The sequence below is a fragment of the Halalkaliarchaeum sp. AArc-CO genome, assembly GCF_024972735.1.
Taxonomy (GTDB): domain Archaea; phylum Halobacteriota; class Halobacteria; order Halobacteriales; family Haloferacaceae; genus Halalkaliarchaeum.
In genome coordinates this window covers 747,612-768,814 of the sequence record NZ_CP087723.1, presented here as the reverse complement: position 1 = coordinate 768,814, position 21,203 = coordinate 747,612, and the positions used below count along the sequence as shown (strand labels likewise).

Below are 21,203 nucleotides of genomic sequence, written 5' to 3'. Positions count from 1 at the left end.
GCGTGGGGGATGTCGCCGGACGCTGGGGAAGCGTCCGAGCGAAAGGTGGGCGACCACGCATGTCGGGCGGCGCGTGGAACGGCGTGAACCGTCCGGCACCGGAAGGTAGGGCCCGGAAACTGAAAGGAATGACGCTTTTTTCCGAAAGTCAAAGAAAGATAAATAGTCGACAACGACACGATTCGGGGATCCCTACCCCTCGAGAAGTCGCTCGTACACCGGCCACGACGCGTCACCATCCGGCGGGGGGATCTCCTCGCCGTCGATAACGACGCCGCTGCCGGCTTCCACCCGCCCAGCGACCCCGACCGGGGTGTCCCGTTCCCGGAGCGCCTCGACCACGCGGTCGGTGTCCTCCGGATCGACCGCGATCAGGAGCGTCCCCGCACTCGTCGCACGCCACGGATCCATCCCGAGCGCCTCACACGTTTTCAGAACAGGTGACTGTGTGGGCACCGCGTCGGTGTCGAATGCGATTCGGACGTCGCCGCTTTCGGTGATCTCGTGGAGTGCACCGACGAGCCCTCCCTCGGTGACGTCGTGCATCGCTGTCACCCGACCGGCGGCGGCCGCCGTCGCCGCGTCCCGAACCGCGTCCAGATCGTCCAGCCCGGACTGAACGGTTGCAAGCGTCGACTCGTCGACGTCGACCTCGTCGGGAAACAGCGACGACAGCAGGCCGGCTGCCTCGACCGCCGGTCCGCGGGTGACGAGAAGGTCGTCCCCGGGGCGTGCGCCGTCGGGACGAACGATCCCTTCGGGATCTCCGACCGCCATCGCGGTCGCGCCGCCGACCCAGGGGTACGAACATCCCTCGTATCTGGCCGTGTGTCCGGTGACGACGCTTACGCCCAGATCGCTGCACTCCTCGTGGACGGCGTCCCAGACCTGCGCGAACTCCCCGTCGGTCATCGACGGGGGAAGCGTGAACGCGATCGAGAGATGCGAAGGAGGCAGTCCCGAGACGGCGACGTCCGAGAGGACGATCCGAACCGCGAACCGGCCGGCGCGCCGAAAGCCGAGTTGGGGGAGGATCGACACCGGGTCAGTCGCCGTCACGACGGCAGTGTCCTCGACGGTAACGACCCCGAAATCGACACCGTGTTTCGGCCCGAGTGCAACGTCGTCCCGCGTTGCGCCCAGCTTCGGTTCGATCTGCGTCTCGAAGAACTCGCGGTCGACCTTTCCGGTATCCGGCATCAATTCGACGGACGCAGGGACCGGATTTGTACGCTTTGCACCTGGCTCGATACGACGCCCACGCGACGCCGACCCCGGGGCGGTTCACCGCTCCCGATCCCGGATCCGATCGCGGGCGTCTTCGGGCGACTCCGTCTCCAACAGTGCCTCAACCTTTCGTTCGAACTCCTCGTCGCCGAGGTCGCCGCGTGCGTATCGGTCCCGGAGCGTCGCGAGCGCCTCGTCGTCTGTGTTCTCGCGATCTCGCGTCCGAGCAGTCCGATCCGCCGGCTCCTCTGCTCCCGTTTCCCGGCCGCTCAAAAGGAGGTACCCGGCACCGAGCACCAGCGCGACAAACAGCAGCCACCCGCCGAACATCGGTGCCCCGAACGCCATCATCCCACCACCCATCATCGTCGATCCGCCGAACGTGAACAACCAGCCGAGCAGAAGGGGGGCGAAAAGAAGCACCACCCCCACCAGAAGCAGCGTTCGTAGCAAACCGTTGTCGCTCATGGATACAGATACGCTGTCGGGTTTTTTCCCCCTTTTCGTTGGTCGGTCGAGGCTATCGTGGACCGGAAAGTTTTGTTTCCGTAAGATTTCCCCGGATTGGCTTTCGAATCGAAAACGGACGGCCGGACTCCTGCCGGCAGGATATATAAATCCGGGGCGGACGTAGATTCGGCCATGTCCGGAGACGGGACAGCGAGCGGGGACGACCTCCCGGAGATCCCGCCGGAGGTACCCGGAGAGTCGGTCCGGATCCGAACGAGCGGGGCGAAGCTGCACGCCGTTCGCGCCGGGCCGTCGGAGGGCCCACTCGTCGTGTTGTTACACGGCTTTCCGGAGTTCTGGTACGGATGGCGCGAGGCGATCGCGCCGCTCGCGAACGCGGGGTACCGGGTCGTCGTCCCGGACCAGCGGGGATACAACAGAAGCGAAAAACCGTCCGGCGTGTGGCCGTACCACATCGACGAACTCGCCGCCGACGTGGCCGACATCGTCGAGGCGCACGGCTGTGAATCCGCGGGGATCGTCGGTCACGACTGGGGCGCGGCGGTCGGCTGGTGGCTCGCGATGCACCGACCCGAGCGTGTCTCCTCGCTCGTGGCCGTCAACGCCCCACATCCCTCAGTCATGTATCGAAGGCTCGGGGAAAGCTGGAGCCAGCGGCTCCGAAGCTGGTACATCCTCGGGTTTCAGGTTCCCCGAGTCCCGGAAGCGGTCGCCCGCGCCGGAAACTGGCGGCTCATCGTGCGGGGGATGCAAAAGAGCAGCCTCCCCGGGACGTTCTCTCCGGTCGATTTTCGTCGGTATCGGCGAGCCTGGAGTCGCCCGGGAGCGTTCACCGCGATGGTGAACTGGTACCGGGCGGTCGGGCGCGACCGTCCCCGGCCGGAGACCGCACGCGTCGAACCGGAGACGCTCGTAATCTGGGGCGCCCGGGACCAGTATCTGGAACGCGAAATGGCCAGAGAGAGCCTCGAATACTGTGCTGACGGGCGATTGAAAACCCACGAGGACGCGACCCACTGGGTCCACCACGAGGAGCCGGTCGCCGTCGCCGACGAGATCCGGGACCACCTCGACGCGTTCACGCGGGTCGCCCGCGAGTAGCGGCCACGGAAGTGGGTCGCGAGCGCAGCATCTCGGCGATTTCGGGCTACCCTTCGGAACTCCCCGCCGGTGAGGGGTCGCCACGATACGTCCGATACACCGGTCCCGCGAGCAACAGGACGCCCAGGAGCGCGAGACCGGCGACGAACCGCCAGTCGAGAACCAGCCCGTCGGCCAGCAGCGACTCCGCGGAGACCCCGATCAGGACGCCGGCGATCACCCAGGGAAGTTCTCCGGCGGCCGTCCCCACGAGGAACGGACGCGGCGGGACCCGGGCGGCGCCACACGCGACTGTGATCACGTCGGAAGGCGCCGGGAGCAGTCGGCTGGCAGTCACGGTCCGGATCCCGCCGCCCGCGTCGACGAGGCGAGCCCCGGCCGCCGAGAACCGTCCGTCGGGAACCGTCCGGATCGCGAGGAGGTACGGCGGTACTGCCGTCAGCGTGAGCAGCCCGACGCCGATCGGAACTCCCCACAGGCCGTAACCGTATCCCGCAGCGATCGCAAGCGGCGTGGTCGGCCACGCGAGAAACGGTCGGACGACCGCGACCACAAGCAGGAGGGTGCCGAACGCGATCGGACGGTCGGCGAGCCAGACGAGCGCCGACAGCGCACGCTCCGGGGAGGTGGTCCACGCTCCCACGAGGACGACGACGAGCACGGCAGTTCCGAGTGCGATCCGACGACGGTTCACGATCCGTTCTCGACCGTTGTTCCCGGCCTTCCGGACAAACGCTTTGTGATCGCCCGCGGATCGAAACGGGGACGACCGGCCGCGAACGGACGGTTGCGGAAACCGTTATTGTGCCCCCCGGACAACGTGGCGACGTGAGCGAGCGCGAGCGCAAACGGGAACTCGGTCTCGAGCTACTTGCCAGCCTCGAGGACGAGGACCTCCCGATGTCGGCGGTCGTCGACCGGATCGAGACGATCACGACGAGCCCGTCGCTCACTCGAGAGATCCTCGACACCGCCGATCGGCGCGGACTGATCGACCGCGAGGACGGACGGATCCGGGTCCGACGCGGCGGGACGTTCGTCAGGTTCGAAAGCCAGGTGATCCAGCGGGACGGGGAGTTCGAGTGCAGACGGTGTGGGGCCTCGATCACGAACGGTCACTTCGTCCGGTTCGACGCCGGAGAGCTCGGCCCGTTCGGCTCCTCCTGTGTCAGAAAAGTGCTGGGACGCGAATGAAACGCAAACGAGACGCGATGGGACGCGATCGATCCGACGGGAGGCGACGAGACGCGATTGACACGACAGCAGTGCACTACCGTCCGCGGCGGAGTTCTTCGATCAACTGCTCGATGAGTTGTGACTGTCGATCGAGGCGCTCGCCCTGCCGTTCGACGGTCTCCCGCAGCGTTTCGACCTCCTCGATGAGCTGTTGGAAATCGCCGTCGGCGGCGCGTGCGGGCTCGAAGGTTCCTTCGAACCCATTATCGCTTTCGGAATCTGTCCCGGAGGCAGCCGTCGCGTCCGGCGCTGCACCGGTTCCGGCGTGTTCTCTGTCCCCGGGCTTCGACGCCGACTCACCGGATTCGGCGGCGGAGAGGACGTCGTCGATCGCGTCGTCGACAGCGGCGGCGTGTTCGGTGCCAGAGGGACCGTCTCCCCTCGACTCCGGGCCGGTGCCCGTCGCGTCGGAACCCGAGGAGACCGCGTCCGCCGCCGTGGCCCCCTCCGAGACGGTCGTTGCGTCGTCGGCAGCGTCGACTTCGGCCGGTTCCGCCGAGAGGGGATCCGGACCTTCGCCGAAGTCTGTCGGATCGGTCGTCTCCTTCCCGCCTTCCTCCTCCGGTTCGACCGCGAGTCGGAACTCCTCGAGGCTGGCGACATCGTAGTGATCACACAGCGCGTCCACGAGCGTCTCCTGGACGGCCCGCGCCTGCTCGTTGGGCGCCTTGAACCGCTGCTGTCGGCCATCGACGGTCAAGACGACCGACGTCGCGACCGATCCTTCCTCGAACCCCAGGTCGGTGACGTCGTCGTAGTGGAACTCCTCGTAGTCGTCGTCCCACACGGCGGTGCCGACGTGTTTGACGACCCGGTCGCTGGTGATTATCAGCGTCAGTTCGCTGAACCGGAAGGTGCGAAGCGCGGATTCCCCCGGATCCGTGATTCCAGCCGCGCTGAGCGTCCCCGCGAGCACCGGGTGAAGCGCGTCCTCGAGCCGTTTTGCCGGAATCGAGACGGTCCGTTCGCCGTCGAGCCCGTAATCGAAGGTGAGCTTCGCTTTCCGTCGCCCCTGCGAGACCGTGAGACGTTCCGCCCCGTGGGGATACTCCTCGACTGATTCGTCGGAGAGCAACCCCTCCGCACGGTAAACGAGGGTCCGAGACGGCGTCACGACGAGCCGGTCGTCGCCGCCCAGCGGGACCGTCGCGACGGCCTCCTCGTCGTCCAGACGTGTCGCGAGTGTCTCGGGCAGACTCATCACCTCCGACGTGTCCCCCATGCGATATAAATCCGCGGGATCGACGGTCGAACGGGCTGGATCGGGACCCACGTGGCGAAACACGGCAGCGGAACCGGGATGGCCGTTCCTCCGACACCCATTTAACCGCCGATAGCTTACCTCTCGTCAATGGCGGTCCAAGCGACCAGCGCTGGAGCCATCCTCTTCCGCGACACCCGCGATCGGAGGGAGTATCTCCTCCTGAAGAGCCGACCGGGGGACTGGGAGTTCCCCAAAGGCGGGGTCGAAGGCGACGAGGAGCTCCAGCAGACGGCGATACGGGAGGTCGAAGAGGAGGCCGGGATCGAGGAGTTCCGGCTGATCGACGGCTTCCGCGAAGACTACGATTACGTCTTCGAAGCGAACGGCAAAACGATCCACAAGACGGTCCACCTGTTCATCGCCCACTCGTTCGAGGCGAGCGCGGAGCTGTCGAAGGAGCACCGCGACCTCCAGTGGCGCGACTACGAACAGGCGATAAACACCATCACTCAGGACGGCCCCCGGGAGATACTCGAGGAGGCACACGAGTATCTCGACTCCCTGCTCGAAGAGCAGGAAAGCTACGTCTGACCCGAAAGCCGTCCCGAATTCTCGGCGACCGGGGGGACGTTTCGCGGGCGGCTCTCCCGCGGGATACACGCTTTTCGGTCTGGGCTCCAAGCTACTGGCATGTCTGACCCGCTATCCAGGAACCGCCTCGACGAGGAGGCCAGCCCGTATCTCCGGCAGCACGCCGACAACCCGGTCAACTGGCAGCCGTGGGACGAAACGGCGCTTTCGGCCGCCCGCAAGCGCGACCGCCCGATCTTTCTTTCGATCGGCTACTCGGCGTGTCACTGGTGTCACGTGATGGAGTCGGAGTCGTTCGCCGACGAGTCGATTGCGGCGGTGATAAACGAGGAGTTCGTCCCGATCAAGGTCGACCGCGAGGACCGACCCGACGTCGACAGCCTCTACATGACGGTGTGTCAGCTCGTCACCGGGGGTGGCGGCTGGCCGCTTTCGGCGTGGCTCACGCCGGATGGAAAGCCGTTCTACGTGGGGACGTACTTCCCGCCGGAGTCGCAACGCGGTCGACCGGGATTCGAAGAACTGTGCCGACGGATCGCCGATTCCTGGGCGGATCCAAAGCAGCGTACGGAGATGGAATCGCGCGCCGACCAGTGGATCCAGGCGGCCCGAAGTCACCTGGAATCGACCGGGGAATCCTCCGAGGCATCGAATACGGCAGACGGCGTCGTCGATCCCCTGGGTCTGGACGACGAGACGGGCAGCGACCTGCTCGCGTCGGCGACGAATGCCGCGCTGCGGAGCGCGGACGCCGACCACGGCGGGTTCGGCTCCGAGGGCCCGCAGTTCCCCCAGCCCGGGCGGCTGGATCTACTTTTGTACGGCGCCACGGCAGGAGGACGGGACGCAGCGCTGTCGGCTGCAACGCGGACGCTCGACGCGATGGCAGCCGGTGGAATGTACGACCACGTCGGCGGCGGGTTCCACAGATACGCGGTCGACCGAGAGTGGACGGTCCCGCACTTCGAGAAGATGCTGTACGACAACGCGCTGTTACCCCCGGTGTATCTGGACGCGTATCGGATCACGGGAACCGAATCGTACGCCCGGATCGCGACGGAGACCTTCGAGTTCCTGAAACGGGAGTTCCAGGAGGACCACGGTGGCTTCGCCGCCACGCTCGACGCCGAAAGCGAGCCGCCGGTCGGCCGCGACGGCGGCCCGACCGAAGGCGCCTTTTACGTCTGGACCCCCGGGGAGGTGCACGACGTCCTGGCGGAGCCGACCGCGACCCTGGTGTGCGAGCGGTACGGGATCACCGACGGCGGGAACTTCGAAGGGGGAACCACCGTGCCGACGATCTCGAAGCGGGTCGAGGAGATCGCCGACGATCACGAGATGGCCGTCGACGCGGTCGAGGAGGCGATCGAAGAGGGCCGCGAGTCGCTGTTCGCCGCTCGGGAAGATCGACCGCGTCCCGATCGCGACGGGAAAGTGATCGCGGCGTGGAACGGGCTCGCGATCTCGGCGTTTGCCCGGGGCGCGCTGGTGCTGGGGGACGACAGCCTCGCGGACACCGCCCGGGAAGCGCTTGCGTTCCTTCGCGATCGGCTGTGGGATCCCGACGCCGGGGAGGCGGGACGGCTCGACCGCCGGTGGCTCGACGACGACGTGGCGGGGCCGGGCTATCTCGACGATTACGCGTTCCTCGCGCGGGGCGCGTTCGACCTGTATCAGGCCACCGGGGACGTCGAACCCCTCTCTGTTGCACTCTCGCTTTCCAGAGCCGCGATCGCGGAGTTCTGGGAGGAAGTGGACGAAACGCTGTACTACACTCCCGAATCGGGGGAAACGCTCCAGGTCCGTCCCCAGGAGTTCACCGACGGGTCCACGCCGTCGAGCCTCGGTGTCGCGGCGGAGCTACTGATCCAACTCGACGCGTTCGCGCCGGAAGAGGAGTTCGGCGACCGCGCCGACCGCATCCTCGGGACTCACGCCGACCGGATCCGGGCGAGCCCGATCGAGCACGTCTCTCTCGTCAGGGCCGCAGAGCGCCGCCGGCGCGGATCATTCGAACTGACGGTCGCTGCCGACGAGTTCCCCGAACCGTGGCGAGAGTCTCTCTCGAAACGGTACCTTCCGGGATCGATCCTCGCACATCGGCCACCGACTGACGACGGTCTCGACGGGTGGCTCGAGACGCTCGGGCTGTCTGCGGCACCGCCGGTCTGGGCGGACAGGAACGCCGTCGACGGCGAACCGACGGTGTACGCCTGTCGGGAGTTCAGTTGCTCACCGCCGAATCACTCGATTTCCGACGCGCTCGACTGGTTCGAGACGAGGGACGAGAGGAAATAGCTGCCAGCCGGGACGCACTTAACTGGCTGGACGGCGAACTCGCCGAAAATGGAACGGTACGATCTCCTCTACAGGCTCTACGACGAGTTCGACACCGAGACGCTCCGCGAGTACCAGGACTTTGTCGACCTGTTCCCGCCCGTCGACTCCCGGGTCGCACTCGACCACTGGCAGGACGCGAACGACGAACTCGACCGCCGGAAAGAAGAGATCCGGACCGCCTTCCCGTCCGGCGGGGTGTTCGCCGAGGTTGCCGCCCGAGCCGACCGGGAGTCGGCGTTCACTGCGCTGGATCTGCTCACATCCTACGACCGGGCTCTGAATGCGCTCGTGCTCGACGTCGACGAGACGCTTCGATCCGCAGGGGGTACCGACAACGAGATCCCTCGGGACACGCTCCACGTGTTGACCGAGTTCCACGAGGCGGGCGTTCCGATCGTCATCTGCACCGGCCAGACCCTCGAGAACGTCAAGGGCTTTATGATCCAGGGGCTGGGAAACGAGATCGTCCACTCGGGGAAGATGAGTATCGTCTACGAGGCGGGAACCGGCGTGTTCACGCCCGGCCACGGCTCCCGGACGAAACAGCTCCTGTATGAAGATCTCGACGAGGGCGTCCGATCCGTCTTCGACGAGATCCGCTCGCGGGTGCTGCCGGACGCTCCAGAGGAGATCCGCCGGGGCTGTCACCTCCAGGGCAACGAGTTCAACGTCACGCTGAAGCCGAACTTCGAGACCGGAAGCGACCGCGCCGAGGCCGTGATCGACTCGGGGGTGGTGTATCTGCTCGATCTACTCGGGGAGGCTGTCGCCACACACGTGGACGGCGCTGGCGAGGAGTTCCCGGAACATCACACCGAGGACGGCGGCCTCGATCCGGGTCCGGCGTGGGCCCGGGCGTTCTACGCCGACGCGGATCCGGAGGTCCGCGAGGTGCTGGAAACCGAACGGGAGACGTCCTCGATCGGGGTCGACGACGTCCCCGACCCCGTCCGGGCGCTCTTCGAGCGGATCGACGTCGCCTACTACCACGCCGACGCCGCCGAGATCGGTTCGCTGGAACTCAACAAGGTCGCCGGGGTCGAAGCCGCCCTCGACGTGCTCGAAATCGAGGACCCGTTCGTGCTGGTGATGGGCGACAGCAAGTCGGACCTCCGAGTGATGCGGTGGGCCGAGGAACACGACACCGGGGTCGCGGCAGCACCCGCACACGCCTCCACGGACGTGCTCGAACACGTGATGGATACCGACGATCTGGTGTTCGAGAAGGGGCAGTCTGCCTCGCTTTTACGCACCGCGTTCGTGATGAATCTACTCGCCCGGATCGAATGAGAAGCCCCGACTAGCCGGGGCGGCAACCGCGGATCGTGTCGTCGACAGAACACTTATGTCCGAGTAACCACCCAGTATGTGGTAGTGCGTGGGTCGTCGAGTGAAGCGACGGGGGGACAGCTACTGCAGCGGGATAAGCGTCAGCGCCAGGACACACAGGACGTCTACGAGCTCCTTCGCAACGAACGACGCAGGTACGCCCTCCACGCGTTGTCCGTCGCCGACGGGCCCGTGTCGGTCGGGGATCTCGCGGATCGAGTGGCCGCGTGGGAACACGACACCACCGTCGAGCAGATAACCGAACGCGAGCGTCATCGGGTGTACACGTCCCTACAGCAGGTTCACCTCCCCCGGCTCGACGAGGCCGATCTCGTCCGGTTCGACGAGGACCAGGGGGTCGTCGACCCGTCGCCGGGGATCGAGACGTACGACGTCTACCTCGACGTCGTCGGCGCGGAGGAAATCTCCTGGAGCGGCTACTACCTCGGGCTGTCGCTGGTTACACTCGCGGTGTTCGTGCTGGTCTCGCTCGAACTGTACCCGTTTACGCTGCTCCCGGTCGAAGCCTGGGTCGCGGGCGTCGTCGTCGGATTCCTGGGATCGGCCGTGATCCACGTGTGGTCGGTTCGGCGAACGACCGGCGGGTTTGCACGTCTCCGGGCCGACGGAGACGCGGGATAGCGGCTAGGAGCCGCCGTCCGAACGTCGGTTGTTATCCGAGCCACCGTTTCCGTCGACGGAGCCGGAGGGCTGTCCGTCGGCCGCCCCGGTTCCGTTCTCCTCATCCCCAGCCGAAACGTCGTCCTCCGCTGTCCCGGTTTTCGGGACGGACGCGGAGACGATCTCCTCGGACTCGAACACGCCGTCGGACATCGGTGTATTCTCGCTTTTGGGCTGCAGGAGCTCCTCGTCGCTGCCGTCACGATCCCGACCAGGGGTGGGAACCGCGGGCGGTTCGTACGTGTAGACGTACTCGTCGGTGATCACGTAGAACGTGTTCCGTTCGGGGTCCTCGATGACTCCGGCGGAGTTGTCGATCGCGAAGTCGACCAGATCCTGTAGCGATGCGGCGCGAGCAGTCGGGCGTTCGAGCGCATCACCGGGCAGCGAGATCCGGGTCACCCACTCGTCGAACTCGGACCTGTCGTCGCGGAACGCGAGCCAGTCGCGTTCGGCGTCGTCGACCGCGAACCGGCCGGTGTGACGCCCGGCGGCGACGCCTGCCCCGCCCACCAGACCGACGAAAAGGAGAATCGGCGCGAGGACGCCACCCAAAAGCCCGGGGTCTGCCGGCTCGGAGACGGGTTCGGTCCGCTCGAACTCCTCGGTCAGGAAACCGGGATCGTCGACGCGGTATGTCGTTCCGTCCAGGTCGAGCGGCAGCTCGTAGGTCAGTTCCGCCGTCTCCCGGTCGCCGTCGAACGTGCCCTCGATCGTTACTGTCGTCTCGACGAACAGTTCGAGCGTGCCGGGATCGGCACCGATTTCCTCGCGGATCTGCCCGATCCGCTCGTCGAGGGCGGTGGTGTTGATCGAGAACGTCGTCTCGACGGTCCCGTCCGGATCGAGCCCGTCGGCCGACGCCGAATCCAGCACGTCAGTTTCCGACCAGTAAACCGTCTCCGTCTCTTCGTCTACCGACTGCGCGACGAGCGTGCTCTCCGTGTCGATCGAGACGTCCGAGGCGTCCGTCGCGGTGTAGCCGACTTCGAACGCTCCCGAGAGGGTCGGCGCGATCGCGCCGAAGTAGGTAGTCCGGTCGTCGAGTTCGGTGCCGACCGGGAACACGGTGTTGTCCTCCGTGACGGTCGCACTGTGGCTCCACTCCGCGTCGACGCTCCAGGAGGAGACCGTTTCGGTCGTCGTCTCCTCCGGAGGATCGACGTACGCGCCGTAGGCGAACCAGCCCCCCGCGAGCGCCACCAGCAGAAACACCGCAAGCAGGACGCCCCAGTTCGAGTCGACGAACGCGCGAACCCGGAGTGTCCGTTCGTTCACGGCTCTGTCCCCCCGCATGCCCCGACGACGTGACATTGTTGTTACTTTTCACCGTTTGCCGGTCGTCGTCTTATAGCTTCGGCCGGTCGCGAACTCACTCCGCGTCCGCTCCGGTCGTCTCTGCCAGTACGTGAGTTACTTCCCCGACGTACGCGGCGACGAACGCGATCGCAAAACCCAGGAAGTGCACGTAGAGGTTGACGACGCGGTTAGCAGCGACGAGTTCCGACGGGAATCCGACGAGGGGATAGCCGACGAGCAACACCCCGCCGACGAGGGGGAGTTCGACGTATCCGAACGGTCGTACCGGACGTGACGGGGATCCCAATCTGTTCCGGGCACGACGTTCCCGGACGAGAATAAATCCACCGTAGCCGGCGGCGAGGAGTCCGGAGACGACCGCTATCGCCACCGTCGCGTCCGACCGCGGGAGGACGATTCCGCTGATGATCCCGACCACGAGGAAAAACAGCACGGGCAGATCACGGGCTCGCAGGTCGGAGACGAAAAACGGACGAGCGTAGTTGTACAGCGCGACCGGAAGGATGCCGAAAAACGCCATGATGACACCCGAGCTCCCGTACCCGATCGCGTCCCGGGGGACCGCGAGGTTCAGCCCCGAGAGGACGAACGGCCCCGCCAGCAGTACGGTGGCGAACATGGTCCAGAACAGTCGGCGACGATCTGCAAAGATCGAAAGGAGATACGTCGTCGGCACCACGAGCAGGTATCCGAGCAGGTTCGCGAGGAGATGATCGACGTGGAAATGAACGAAGTGGGAGGCGTACGCAGTGATCACCGTCGGGTCGGTGTACGCAAACACGAGTGTGCGCTTCGTTTCCGCCGGGAGCAGAGCGGTTCCCACGAGCACGAGGGGGAAAACTGCGAGCAGCGCACTGTCCCGGAGTGAGACGAGCCGCCAGAGCACCGCAGAAAACGGCGGCAGTTCGCCGTCATTCAGGGCTCGGGTTCCCGTATCGCGTGCACCGTTCATGAATTATTGCCTCATCTCCGCGGCATCCGCCTGACGAGATACGTCGTTGCCAGGACGATGACGAGCAACGAAACGAGTCCGACCGTCCGCTCGAGATCGATCCCGGCGGGCTCCTCGATCCCGTCGAACGGTTCGTCGATCTCGGCCGGGGTGTCCTCTGGTTCGGGCGTCACCTCGGGATCGTCCGGGGTGGAGGGGGTCGAATCCGCCGCCCCCGGCGTCGTGACCGACGGCTCCTCGGTTTCCGGCGGATCCCCGATCGGCGGCGCCTCGACGGTGAGCTCCCCGACAGCCTCGCCGTCGACGGTTATCTCGTAGACACCCGGCTCGTCGAACACTGCCTCGACGGTGGCGACCGTCCGGTTTCCTGCCGGAACTGCGACCGTTGTCGTCGCGATCACCGTTTCGTTCGCCCGCAGAGTGAGGTTGGCGTCCCCTCCGGCGAGACCATCGTTTGCGAGCGTCACAGTGACCGTCGCCGGTTCGTCGACCGCGACGGTCGACGGATCGAGACTCGTCTCCTCGACGCGCAGGACCGGGGCGTCGACGCCGACAGCGTACACCGGGAACCGACCCGCGTCGGTTCGGAGGAGCACGCCTTCGTCGGTCGTTTCCACGACTTCCGTTTCGAGGGATATCCAGCTCTCGTTGACCGGATCGAAGCCGTACAGTCGAATCGACGCCGGATCGAGTTCGTCGATCGGATCGGGGTTGCGTACCGTTCCGGGCGTCTCGATACCGGGCGTCGCGAGTCGTTCCGACGACACGAAGACGTCGTAACTGACGTCCGTCACCGACGTCGCGTCTCCGGCGTGGGGCTCGAACTCGGCGGTGAAGTAACCGAGCGGGGCGGCACCGGTCCCGGCCGGATCGAGCGCAGGCCGGTCGGAGAGCTGCGTTGGGCTCCCTTCGAGGCGGACGTCGACAGTGTCGTCGGATGACGTCGTGAACGCCGCCGACTCGAGCGTAACACCGTCGACGATCTCCACGGAACAGGCGTCGACGCGCGTCGTCTCGCCGCCCCTGGCGTTGTACACCGTCCCCTCACACAGGGTCGGCGCCGGCGAGGTGAAGGAGAAACTCGTCCGGGTCGTCGTCACCGCCCGGTCGTCCGTCTCCGGTTCCGTGGGGAACTGGGCGCGAATCGTGAAGTTACTCGTCACCAGGCCCGGATCTGCGCCGGTCGAGTCGACGTGCAGGCCGATCGACGCCGTCTCGTTCGGGGACAGGGTGAGGTTCGCGTTCTCGCCTTCGATCGATTTGCCGTCGCTGGTGAAGGTGAGTAGTTCGCTTTCCGCGACGTCGGTGTCCGGATCGTCGCCGTGTTCGATCCACACCGTCACCGGCGTGTCGTTTTCGGTCGTCGATGCGTTGTACGTCACCGTGAACACGTCGTGTATCGTCGTCCCCGCTTCGACGTTGACGCCGCGCTCCCCGTCGATGTTCGGATTGGAAGCGTCGATGGCGATCTCGATCTCGTCGTCGTCGTTTACGAACGCGTACTTGCCGTTCGGTCCGTCATGTGGTTCGAGCTCCAGATGCCCGGTCGCGTCCCCCCCGTCGTCCGGCCCGATCACGTCGATTCGGTCCCCGGACGCGAGCGCGTCGATCGGCGCTCCGGCAGTCGCCACTACCACGAGGCCGCTTGCGAGCGCAGCCGCAAGGAGGACGAAATGCGTCCGGTCCATCGTGTGCTACCGAGTCCTCGGGTTCGCGTTCGGTTCGACCTATCCGTCCAACATATAAGGTATTGATCCGTTTGAACGAGAGCTCCGGAACGGTTTTTTCGTTCGGTGTCGCTCAGGGTGACCTTGAGACGTTTTATGCCCACCGACCCGTCGACACGAGAGCGTCCCGAACCGACCGGTTGCCGAACGACTCCGGAGTGCGACACACCACCGGTGTATACGCGGTTGAAATACCCACTCGGGCGGCGCGTCGGAGCTGAATCCGATATTCGGGGGATCCAATCGCCAGCTAATCGGCGATTAAACGGAAATGTCAGTGGAGATAGCGCAACGCACGCGAGCCCGGTCGGGAAGGCATTCTCTGTCAGTGATTCTCAAGCCCCGCCTGAACGGGGGAGAAAGTAAAACAGTCGTTTATCTTTAATAGTATTCCGAGCAACATGTGAACCGAGATGGGTGTCGCGTCAGCCACAGGCCGCGGGGGGACCGGCCACGTAAGCGAAAACGAGTTGTTCGAGGTGTTAGCCAACCGGCGCCGGCGGTACGCGTTGCACGCGCTCAAACGCGACGCGGAGGGCGCAGACGAGCAGGTCGATCTGGGGACGCTGGCCGAGCAGGTCGCCGCCTGGGAGAACGAGGTGGATCTCGGGGAGGTGTCCTACGACGAGCGCAAGCGGGTGTACACCGCCTTACAGCAGTCGCACCTGCCGAAGATGGACGAGGCGGGGATCGTCTCGTTCAACAAGGACCGCGGGGTGGTCGAGCCTACGCCAGCGATGGAGGACGTCGAGATCTACATGGACGTCATCCACGGCAACGAGATTCCCTGGAGCGAGTACTACCTCGGCCTCTCGCTGGTGTCGGCGGCGCTGTACGCCGCCGTCTGGCTGGGGGTGTACCCGTTCACGCTGTTGCCGGACCTCTCGTGGGGGGTGTTCATCGTGGTCGCGTTCCTGGTGTCGGCGCTCGCGCACCGCTACTACACCTCCGAGATGCGGCTGGGAGCCGGCGACGTGCCGCCGGAGATGGAACGGGAGTCGTCCTGAGAAGCGGATCGACGCGGCAGTCACCCACGACAGCCACTGGCGAAACTGACACGGAACGTGAACCTGGGGGAGATATGACGGACGATCACACGGGGTCGAGTGCGAACACGGGAGGTGATCAGCGGTGAGCCCACTCACGCGAGTGAGCGTCGCGTTCGCGGTGCTGGGAATCCTATTTTTAGTCGCCGGGACCGGCGGCTTCTCGGCGATGACCGCCGATCGGGGCGTCGACGTGAGCGTCGTTCCTGACGACGAGGCGTACGTCGGAATCGAAACGGTAGGCGACGAACTGTCCGAAGAGGACCGAATCCACCTGTTGACGATCACGAACCAGTTCGCGAGCGGGATGGACGAATTGGACGTCACGGTGGCCGACGGGAACGACGTGATCGACGCCGACACAGTAGAACTCGAATCGACGGCGATCGGTGTCGGCGAAGGGACGGCCGCAACAGCCGAGTGTACAGCGGTCGAAAGAACTGGCGTGGTCGAACTCGACATCGAAGGCGGGGCGGGCGGCGCGAGCTTCGAGATCACTCGGACAGTCGAGGTCGATTGCGGGCCGACTACCGGAACGGAGACCGTGACACTGGAGAACGTGAGCACTGTCGACGGCGACGAAGGGGATCTCACCGTGGAGTTCAAAGGGACCGGAAACGTGTTCGTCTCTGGAGATCCCGGAAACTACACCGTGACGGTGACGTACAAAAAGGGCCAGGGTGAACCGACTTCCACCGAGAAAGAGATCGAGATACCCGAAAATCAGAAGGTTTCCCTCCGTGACGGCGGAGGCCAGATCATCAAGGTCACGATCGGCGACCGTACGGTTTCGAACCCGGTCTGGGGTTCGAACGGGTAGCGAACCCGACGGTCGGATAAGTGTAAGTACCACCGGACAGCATCGCGGATCCCCTTTAAATTCGGCGCGCGCGCGAGAAACGCGCGGAGGGCAGCCGTGTCGTCCGGCTCGCGGTTTCACCGCTCGCGACGGCGACACGGCTGCGGCTGGGGAGGAACGAGGCATCGACGACCAGGCCCAGCCGGGCCTGAACCGATCACGTCGACGACAGCTGACTCTCCGCGAACGTTTCAACTGAGGTATTTTTTACACAATAAAAACTACTAAATACTCTACGGAATCTCGAGAATACAAGGAAGGAAGGAAAGACAACAGGCAGGGAATCGCCGTCGGGGGATGACACGCGGCACGATGCGTCGCGTTCGGCGATGACTCACGGAGACGGAGCGTCGGAGCGTCCCGAGAGGGATCGAGCCAGTGGGGTAGCGACCGATCGCTACACAACGATGACTGACGAGCAAGTCGATTCACACGGACAGGCGAACCGCACACGAAGAGGACTCCTCCGGGGACTGGGGACCACCGCCGGCACCACCCTGCTGGCGGCCGGGATCGCGAATCATCTCGCCGGCTCGACGGCCGCCGTCGACGCCGACGCCTCGGAGTTCACCGCCGCCGACACGCCGACCGTCGAGAACAACGACGGCGAAGTGTCGGCGGTGTACGTCGCACCGCAGATCGAGATCGATTGGGAAAACTTCGCCGACGGCGTCGACGTGGTCTCGGTAACGCTCGAGGCGAGTGTGGGCGAACAGACAGACCTAGTATACGATGTAACCCTTGAAGGAACAGAAGACGACAGTAGTGACTCTGTTGACGAAGTCAAAGGGGGTACTAGTGAATTTTCTGAAAAAGAGGGGACTTTTGAAATCACATTCATCCAACACGACATCACCGGCGTCGGCACCGACATCACCGAGGACGACTTCAGCGACAGTTCGCTCGAGGCGGGGGACTCGAAGACGACGACGGTGGAACTCGAGTTGACCGTCGACGCCGACGGCAACCAGAACGAGGACGATACGGTGACGCTCTCGGACAGCTTCGACGTCGAGGTCGAAAACCCCGACGGCGAGACCCAGGTCGACGGCGACGCCAACACCGACGCAGAGTAGTCGGTACGGTCGCCTCGACTGTCGGAGTGGCCCTCGAAACGTGCCGTCCGATCGGCCCGACTGCGGGCCCGGATCGGTTGTTTTAATCCGAGACGGGGTTAGGGACGTGTATGGGTTTTGGAAGCTACGACGAGTCCGAACAACAGGATCAGGAAGTCGACGCGGACGAGAGCAAGGGCGTCAACGTCCACGAAAACGACCACGAGGGGGAAGTCAAGTTCGAGTCGGACGCGTCGACTGACGACCTCGTCGACCGACTGGCGGAAATCAAAGACGAAAACGAGGAGTAACGCCCCGATCGCCTCCGGTACGCTGTTACAGGTATTCACCCACGAGCGGTTCCACCCGATCGCGGACTTCCTCGGGAATCGACTCTGTCGGCGTGTTCACGGTGCCCTCGAGCGCCGAATGCGCCTCGCAGGTGTGGCCTTCGGGCAGGGTCCGAATCGCCTCCTCGACGGTCGCTTTTATTGCGCGCTGGTTCCGTTCGGCGTTCTCGAGCACTTCCTCCAGGGTCACCTGGCTGTCCTCCTTCCAGACGTCGTAGTCGGTGACGCCACAGATCGTCGCGTAAGCGATCTCGGCCTCGCGGGCCAGTTTCGCTTCCGGGATCGTGGTCATCCCGACCAGGTCCCACCCCTGCGACCGGTAGAACTCGCTTTCCGCCTTCGTGGAGAACTGCGGTCCCTCGATGCAGACGTACGTCCCCCCCTTCACCACGTCGGCGTCCATCCCGCGATCCGACACGGCCGTCCGGGCCGACTCGGTGAGGTGATCGACCAGCTCCGGGCTGTACGGCTCCGCGAACGGCTGGTGGACCACGATCCCGTCGCCGTAAAAGGACAGCTCCCGGTGTTTCGTCCGGTCGTAGATGTTGTCCGGGATCACGAGCGTCCCCGGCGGGAGCTCCTCCCTGAGGCTGCCGACCGCGTTCGACGCGAAGACGTGTGTGACCCCCGCGAGCTTCAGGGCGTACATGTTCGCACGATACGGCAGGTCGGTCGGCGACTTGCCGTGGTTCGGGCCGTGGCGGGGCAGAAACGCCACCTCGCGACCGGTGTCGCCGAACTCGCCGATCGTGACCGGCGCGCTCGGCTCCCCGTACGGGGTCGCATACTCCTTTTTTTGGACGTTCTCGAGGGGAAGTGCCTCGTAGATGCCGCTACCGCCGATGAATCCGATCATGTCCGGGACTGGGTGCCGTCGGAACTTATAAGCGGCGCGTCGGGGTCGAGAGTGCGTTCGACCGCGGCCGATCGCTAGGTTTCGGGGATTTCACGGTCCGATTCCTTCCACCGGGAACGCCGGACCGCTCGTCTGATGTCCTTCTCGGTGAAGCGCTCGGGGTCAACGACGGTCTTTCCCAAGGTTTCGAGAATCGAATCACCGAAGGCTGCAAGTTCCAGAACCTCCTCCGCGGACTTCGACCGGTAATCGCTGCAACGAACACCGAGTAGTTGACTCCGTTCGCCCAAATACTCCGCATGGAATTTCAACTCTTCACCTGCTCGGTGGCGAACTGAGAGGAAACTGTGTGTGGTCACTCGATGGTGATCGATTTCGACGGGGTCGAGTTCGACGACGTGTGGTGGAGTCCCATCCTTGTTGACCGACATCTGGTGGCCTGGGTCACCGACAAACCGAACCTGGATAGGCTCTTCTGAGAACGCGAGTTCGGTGCTCTTTCCTATTGAAAGGCCGATACCCAGGAGTTCCAGGAACTCGCGTAACCGATCGCCAGAAACGGGACCGTCGACAACGGTAGCGGCGACGGCACCGTTCCGGACCACCGACTGAGCGTTTTCCATTGAGCCTGCTTCGAAGGCAACGAATCTTGCATCGACGTCCCGAATCCGGTCGAGGCTAACACCGCCGTTAGCGCAGACGATTTCGTCTTCCTCCAAGGGGAGTGCGACGTATACCCCGTCGTACCTCCCGGAAAACAGCGTTCGCAAGCTGTCACGTTCTGGCCGAAGGAGGATGTCAATTTTCCCGAGACCGACAGTACCTTCGGTCAGGGAGCTCAATTGCTCTCGCCAGCGCTGACTCCGGTCCGGTGAGTCTGTGACGAGGGCGACGGCACCGTCCCCGGGGGTCGCTGGGGGTAGCTCGAACGCGTTCTCGTACGTCTGAACGTTCAAGATGGCAGCAGTTGAAGGAAGCATTTCCGGCGTCAGTGACGGAACGGTTTCCCCGTCCGTGAAATTTGGAACTTGTCCGCCGGGCCAACCGTACGGGACGGTTCTGCCGTTCCCCTCCTCGTCGCTGCCGTCGGCAAAGTGCTCGCTCACGCGTATCGGCGAGAGCGTGTGTGCCAGATACGGGAGCAGTTCGACGTCAGACGGATCTGGCCGCAGGACGGCTGTCGTGCTCCACGTGGGGTAGTACGGTTCCAGTACCGATCGCTCCACCTCCAGATATTCGATCAACTGCGTCGACAGCGTGGCGTCGTAGAGGTTTGGTGGATAAAACGAAAGATCCGGCCCCAGCTCCTCGTATTCGTAGCGACATGACGGAATGTAACCCTCGGTTCGAACGATCGAGTCGAGGAGGAAACATCGCTTCAGTAGCTCTTCGACCGTCTCCGAAAGCGTCCGCCCGGAGGATCGAAGCGGTTCGGTATACCCGTTCTCTAGGTGAAGTGCGGCATCATCGCCGGGTTCGACGGTCGCCCCCAGGTAAAACGCAAGCGGTGCGATTCGGTAGACGTCCGAAAACGTCGGCGGAATCTCGATTCTGATTCCCGTATCGGGCCGGTGGATCGAGTCAGGAATTTCGAGAGTGTCACCGCGCCGGAACCGCGGTGGGTGCCCCCGAAGCGTCGGCCAGGATCGCTCGGCGGAAAACTCCTTGATCGACGAACCGAGATGTGAAATCGCCTCCATCGCCGCTGCCGGATCGTCGGGCACGACGAGTGTTGCCTCCGGTTGGGTGTGAAGTGAGCGGGATCCGACAGTCACCGTTATCAGGTCCTCAAACTCGACAGTTAATGAGTCGTCCTCGTTTCTCCCAGAAGCTGAAAACGCTATATCCTCCACACGAATGTACGTCCGTACGTTCCCGGTCACATCGAACAGATAATCTTCAGTCGGGTATTCCGCTGTTTCCAAAAGGTTTCCGAGGAATTCCCCGCCTCCATCGCGGACTCGAACCATCGAGTGTGATGGCAGATGAATCGATTCCGTCTCGAATGAAACTGCCCGGTCGACCGGAAAGACGAACAGGTCGGTAAGCGCCGGGACTGGATCGATCTCCCGGTCGGCTTCGACGACCATTTCCTTTCCCTCGATGAGATCTCGGACGCGAAGCGTCTCTCCATCGGCAGTGAACGCTATCCGCGTCCCCGTGTCGACACCCCCCATAGTTGCAATGTCTCTGCCCATCGGCCTTAGTAATTGCTCCGCCTAACCTGTCGGTGAAGCCGAAAAAAGGAACTGATGGAATCGATGGAATCGGTGGAACCGACAGTTGGCCCCCGTTCGAACCGACAGTGGCTCACTTCAGCCGCTCCTGGAGGAACGAGGGATGGGCCGCCGTGATTCCCTCGATCCCCAGTATCTCCTCGGCGATGACGTCCCCGAGCTCGTCGCCGTTTCCGGCCCGGACCTCCGCCATCAGCATGTGGTCCCCGGAGGACGTGTACAGCGATTCGACGGCGTCGAGCTGCTTGAGCTTCCGGGTGGCCTCGACGTACCGCCCGCTGTCGACGTCCATTCCGACCATCGCGATCGACTGCGAGGAGAGCTTCTTCGGGTCGACCTCTGCGGAGTAACCGACGATGACCCCCTCCTCCTCCAGCTTGCGGATGTACTTCCGGACGGTGGGTTTCGAAACCCCGGCCTGCTGTGCGATCTCCGCGTACGACGCCTGGGCGTCCTCCTCGAGAGCTTCGAGGATCCGATCCTCCGTCGGGGCAGCGCTCATGTCACGTGTTTTGGCCGGATAGAAAAAATACCTTCCGAATTACAAAATCGTTTGTCGAACAGTTGATCACACCCTTCCTCTCCGCCAACACAGAATTTGGTCGGCCGAAAAAGGCGCCC

Annotated in this window: 20 protein-coding genes; 10 read left to right on the top strand and 10 right to left on the bottom strand. The window is 64.4% G+C overall.

All coding sequences use genetic code 11. The annotated features are described in order from the left end of the window. Positions 1-192: 192 nt before the first annotated feature. Positions 193-1,200 (bottom strand): AIR synthase-related protein, encoded by a 1,008-nt coding sequence (locus AArcCO_RS04530; RefSeq protein ID WP_259535248.1) that lies wholly within the window; start codon positions 1,198-1,200, stop codon positions 193-195. 84 nt (positions 1,201-1,284) lie between these two features. Then, positions 1,285-1,695: an SHOCT domain-containing protein gene (locus tag AArcCO_RS04525; protein WP_259535247.1), complete on the bottom strand. Its 411-nt coding sequence runs from the start codon at positions 1,693-1,695 to the stop codon at positions 1,285-1,287. A gap of 174 nt (positions 1,696-1,869) precedes the next feature. On the opposite strand from AArcCO_RS04525, the gene AArcCO_RS04520 reads away from it, so the two are divergent. Further along, positions 1,870-2,799 carry an alpha/beta fold hydrolase gene (locus tag AArcCO_RS04520; RefSeq protein WP_259535246.1) on the top strand — a complete coding sequence of 310 codons (930 nt, stop codon included), beginning with the start codon at positions 1,870-1,872 and terminating at the stop codon, positions 2,797-2,799. Positions 2,800-2,845: 46 nt separating this feature from the next. Here AArcCO_RS04520 and AArcCO_RS04515 read toward each other — a convergent pair whose 3' ends face one another. Continuing rightward, positions 2,846-3,493: a TVP38/TMEM64 family protein gene (locus tag AArcCO_RS04515; RefSeq protein ID WP_259535245.1), complete on the bottom strand. Its 648-nt coding sequence runs from the start codon at positions 3,491-3,493 to the stop codon at positions 2,846-2,848. Between the two features lie 134 nt (positions 3,494-3,627). On the opposite strand from AArcCO_RS04515, the gene AArcCO_RS04510 reads away from it, so the two are divergent. Continuing rightward, positions 3,628-3,993: a DUF5830 family protein gene (locus AArcCO_RS04510; protein ID WP_259535244.1), complete on the top strand. Its 366-nt coding sequence runs from the start codon at positions 3,628-3,630 to the stop codon at positions 3,991-3,993. Between the two features lie 76 nt (positions 3,994-4,069). On the opposite strand, the gene AArcCO_RS04505 is transcribed toward AArcCO_RS04510, so the two are convergent. Further along, positions 4,070-5,236: a DUF7115 domain-containing protein gene (locus AArcCO_RS04505; RefSeq protein WP_259535243.1), complete on the bottom strand. Its 1,167-nt coding sequence runs from the start codon at positions 5,234-5,236 to the stop codon at positions 4,070-4,072. A gap of 150 nt (positions 5,237-5,386) precedes the next feature. Between AArcCO_RS04505 and AArcCO_RS04500 the strand changes: the two genes are divergently transcribed. The 4 genes from AArcCO_RS04500 (at position 5,387) to AArcCO_RS04485 (ending at position 10,141) form a co-directional block, all read left to right on the top strand. Further along, complete coding sequence (locus AArcCO_RS04500; RefSeq protein WP_259535242.1) at positions 5,387-5,830, top strand: NUDIX domain-containing protein; 444 nt, start codon at positions 5,387-5,389, stop codon at positions 5,828-5,830. A gap of 99 nt (positions 5,831-5,929) precedes the next feature. Next, positions 5,930-8,128, top strand: coding sequence for a thioredoxin domain-containing protein (locus AArcCO_RS04495; protein ID WP_259535241.1), 2,199 nt, complete (start codon positions 5,930-5,932; stop codon positions 8,126-8,128). 48 nt (positions 8,129-8,176) lie between these two features. Then, positions 8,177-9,460, top strand: coding sequence for an HAD family hydrolase (locus AArcCO_RS04490; protein WP_259535240.1), 1,284 nt, complete (start codon positions 8,177-8,179; stop codon positions 9,458-9,460). A gap of 84 nt (positions 9,461-9,544) precedes the next feature. Then, positions 9,545-10,141: a DUF7344 domain-containing protein gene (locus tag AArcCO_RS04485; RefSeq protein WP_259535239.1), complete on the top strand. Its 597-nt coding sequence runs from the start codon at positions 9,545-9,547 to the stop codon at positions 10,139-10,141. A 3-nt stretch (positions 10,142-10,144) separates the two neighbouring features. On the opposite strand, the gene AArcCO_RS04480 is transcribed toward AArcCO_RS04485, so the two are convergent. The 3 genes from AArcCO_RS04480 to AArcCO_RS04470 all read right to left on the bottom strand — a co-directional run bounded on the left by AArcCO_RS04480 (position 10,145) and on the right by AArcCO_RS04470 (position 14,140). Continuing rightward, positions 10,145-11,458, bottom strand: a complete 1,314-nt coding sequence (locus tag AArcCO_RS04480) for a DUF5305 domain-containing protein (protein WP_259535238.1) — start codon at positions 11,456-11,458, stop codon at positions 10,145-10,147. A 94-nt stretch (positions 11,459-11,552) separates the two neighbouring features. Further along, positions 11,553-12,452, bottom strand: coding sequence for a hypothetical protein (locus AArcCO_RS04475; RefSeq protein ID WP_259535237.1), 900 nt, complete (start codon positions 12,450-12,452; stop codon positions 11,553-11,555). 11 nt (positions 12,453-12,463) lie between these two features. After that, on the bottom strand, positions 12,464-14,140 hold the full coding sequence (locus AArcCO_RS04470; protein WP_259535236.1) for a DUF1102 domain-containing protein: 1,677 nt from the start codon (positions 14,138-14,140) through the stop codon (positions 12,464-12,466). 452 nt (positions 14,141-14,592) lie between these two features. On the opposite strand from AArcCO_RS04470, the gene AArcCO_RS04465 reads away from it, so the two are divergent. The 4 genes from AArcCO_RS04465 to AArcCO_RS04450 all read left to right on the top strand — a co-directional run bounded on the left by AArcCO_RS04465 (position 14,593) and on the right by AArcCO_RS04450 (position 17,450). Then, positions 14,593-15,186: a DUF7344 domain-containing protein gene (locus AArcCO_RS04465; RefSeq protein ID WP_259535235.1), complete on the top strand. Its 594-nt coding sequence runs from the start codon at positions 14,593-14,595 to the stop codon at positions 15,184-15,186. Positions 15,187-15,310: 124 nt separating this feature from the next. Continuing rightward, positions 15,311-16,045 (top strand): hypothetical protein, encoded by a 735-nt coding sequence (locus tag AArcCO_RS04460; RefSeq protein WP_259535234.1) that lies wholly within the window; start codon positions 15,311-15,313, stop codon positions 16,043-16,045. Positions 16,046-16,491: 446 nt separating this feature from the next. Continuing rightward, a complete protein-coding gene (locus tag AArcCO_RS04455; RefSeq protein WP_259535233.1) occupies positions 16,492-17,160 on the top strand; it encodes a hypothetical protein in 669 nt (222 codons plus the stop codon). 110 nt (positions 17,161-17,270) lie between these two features. Beyond that, entirely contained in the window at positions 17,271-17,450 is a 180-nt protein-coding gene (locus tag AArcCO_RS04450) for a DUF5786 family protein (RefSeq protein WP_259535232.1), read from the top strand. Positions 17,451-17,475: 25 nt separating this feature from the next. Here AArcCO_RS04450 and mtnP read toward each other — a convergent pair whose 3' ends face one another. The 3 genes from mtnP to lrpA1 all read right to left on the bottom strand — a co-directional run bounded on the left by mtnP (position 17,476) and on the right by lrpA1 (position 21,084). Continuing rightward, the gene (gene mtnP, locus AArcCO_RS04445) at positions 17,476-18,345 is read right to left on the bottom strand and encodes an S-methyl-5'-thioadenosine phosphorylase (protein WP_259535231.1); all 870 of its coding nucleotides are present in this window, start codon (positions 18,343-18,345) and stop codon (positions 17,476-17,478) included. Between the two features lie 74 nt (positions 18,346-18,419). Then, positions 18,420-20,522, bottom strand: coding sequence for a hypothetical protein (locus AArcCO_RS04440; protein WP_259535230.1), 2,103 nt, complete (start codon positions 20,520-20,522; stop codon positions 18,420-18,422). Between the two features lie 133 nt (positions 20,523-20,655). Then, positions 20,656-21,084, bottom strand: a complete 429-nt coding sequence (gene lrpA1 / locus AArcCO_RS04435; RefSeq protein WP_259535229.1) for an HTH-type transcriptional regulator LrpA1 — start codon at positions 21,082-21,084, stop codon at positions 20,656-20,658. Positions 21,085-21,203 lie beyond the last annotated feature (119 nt).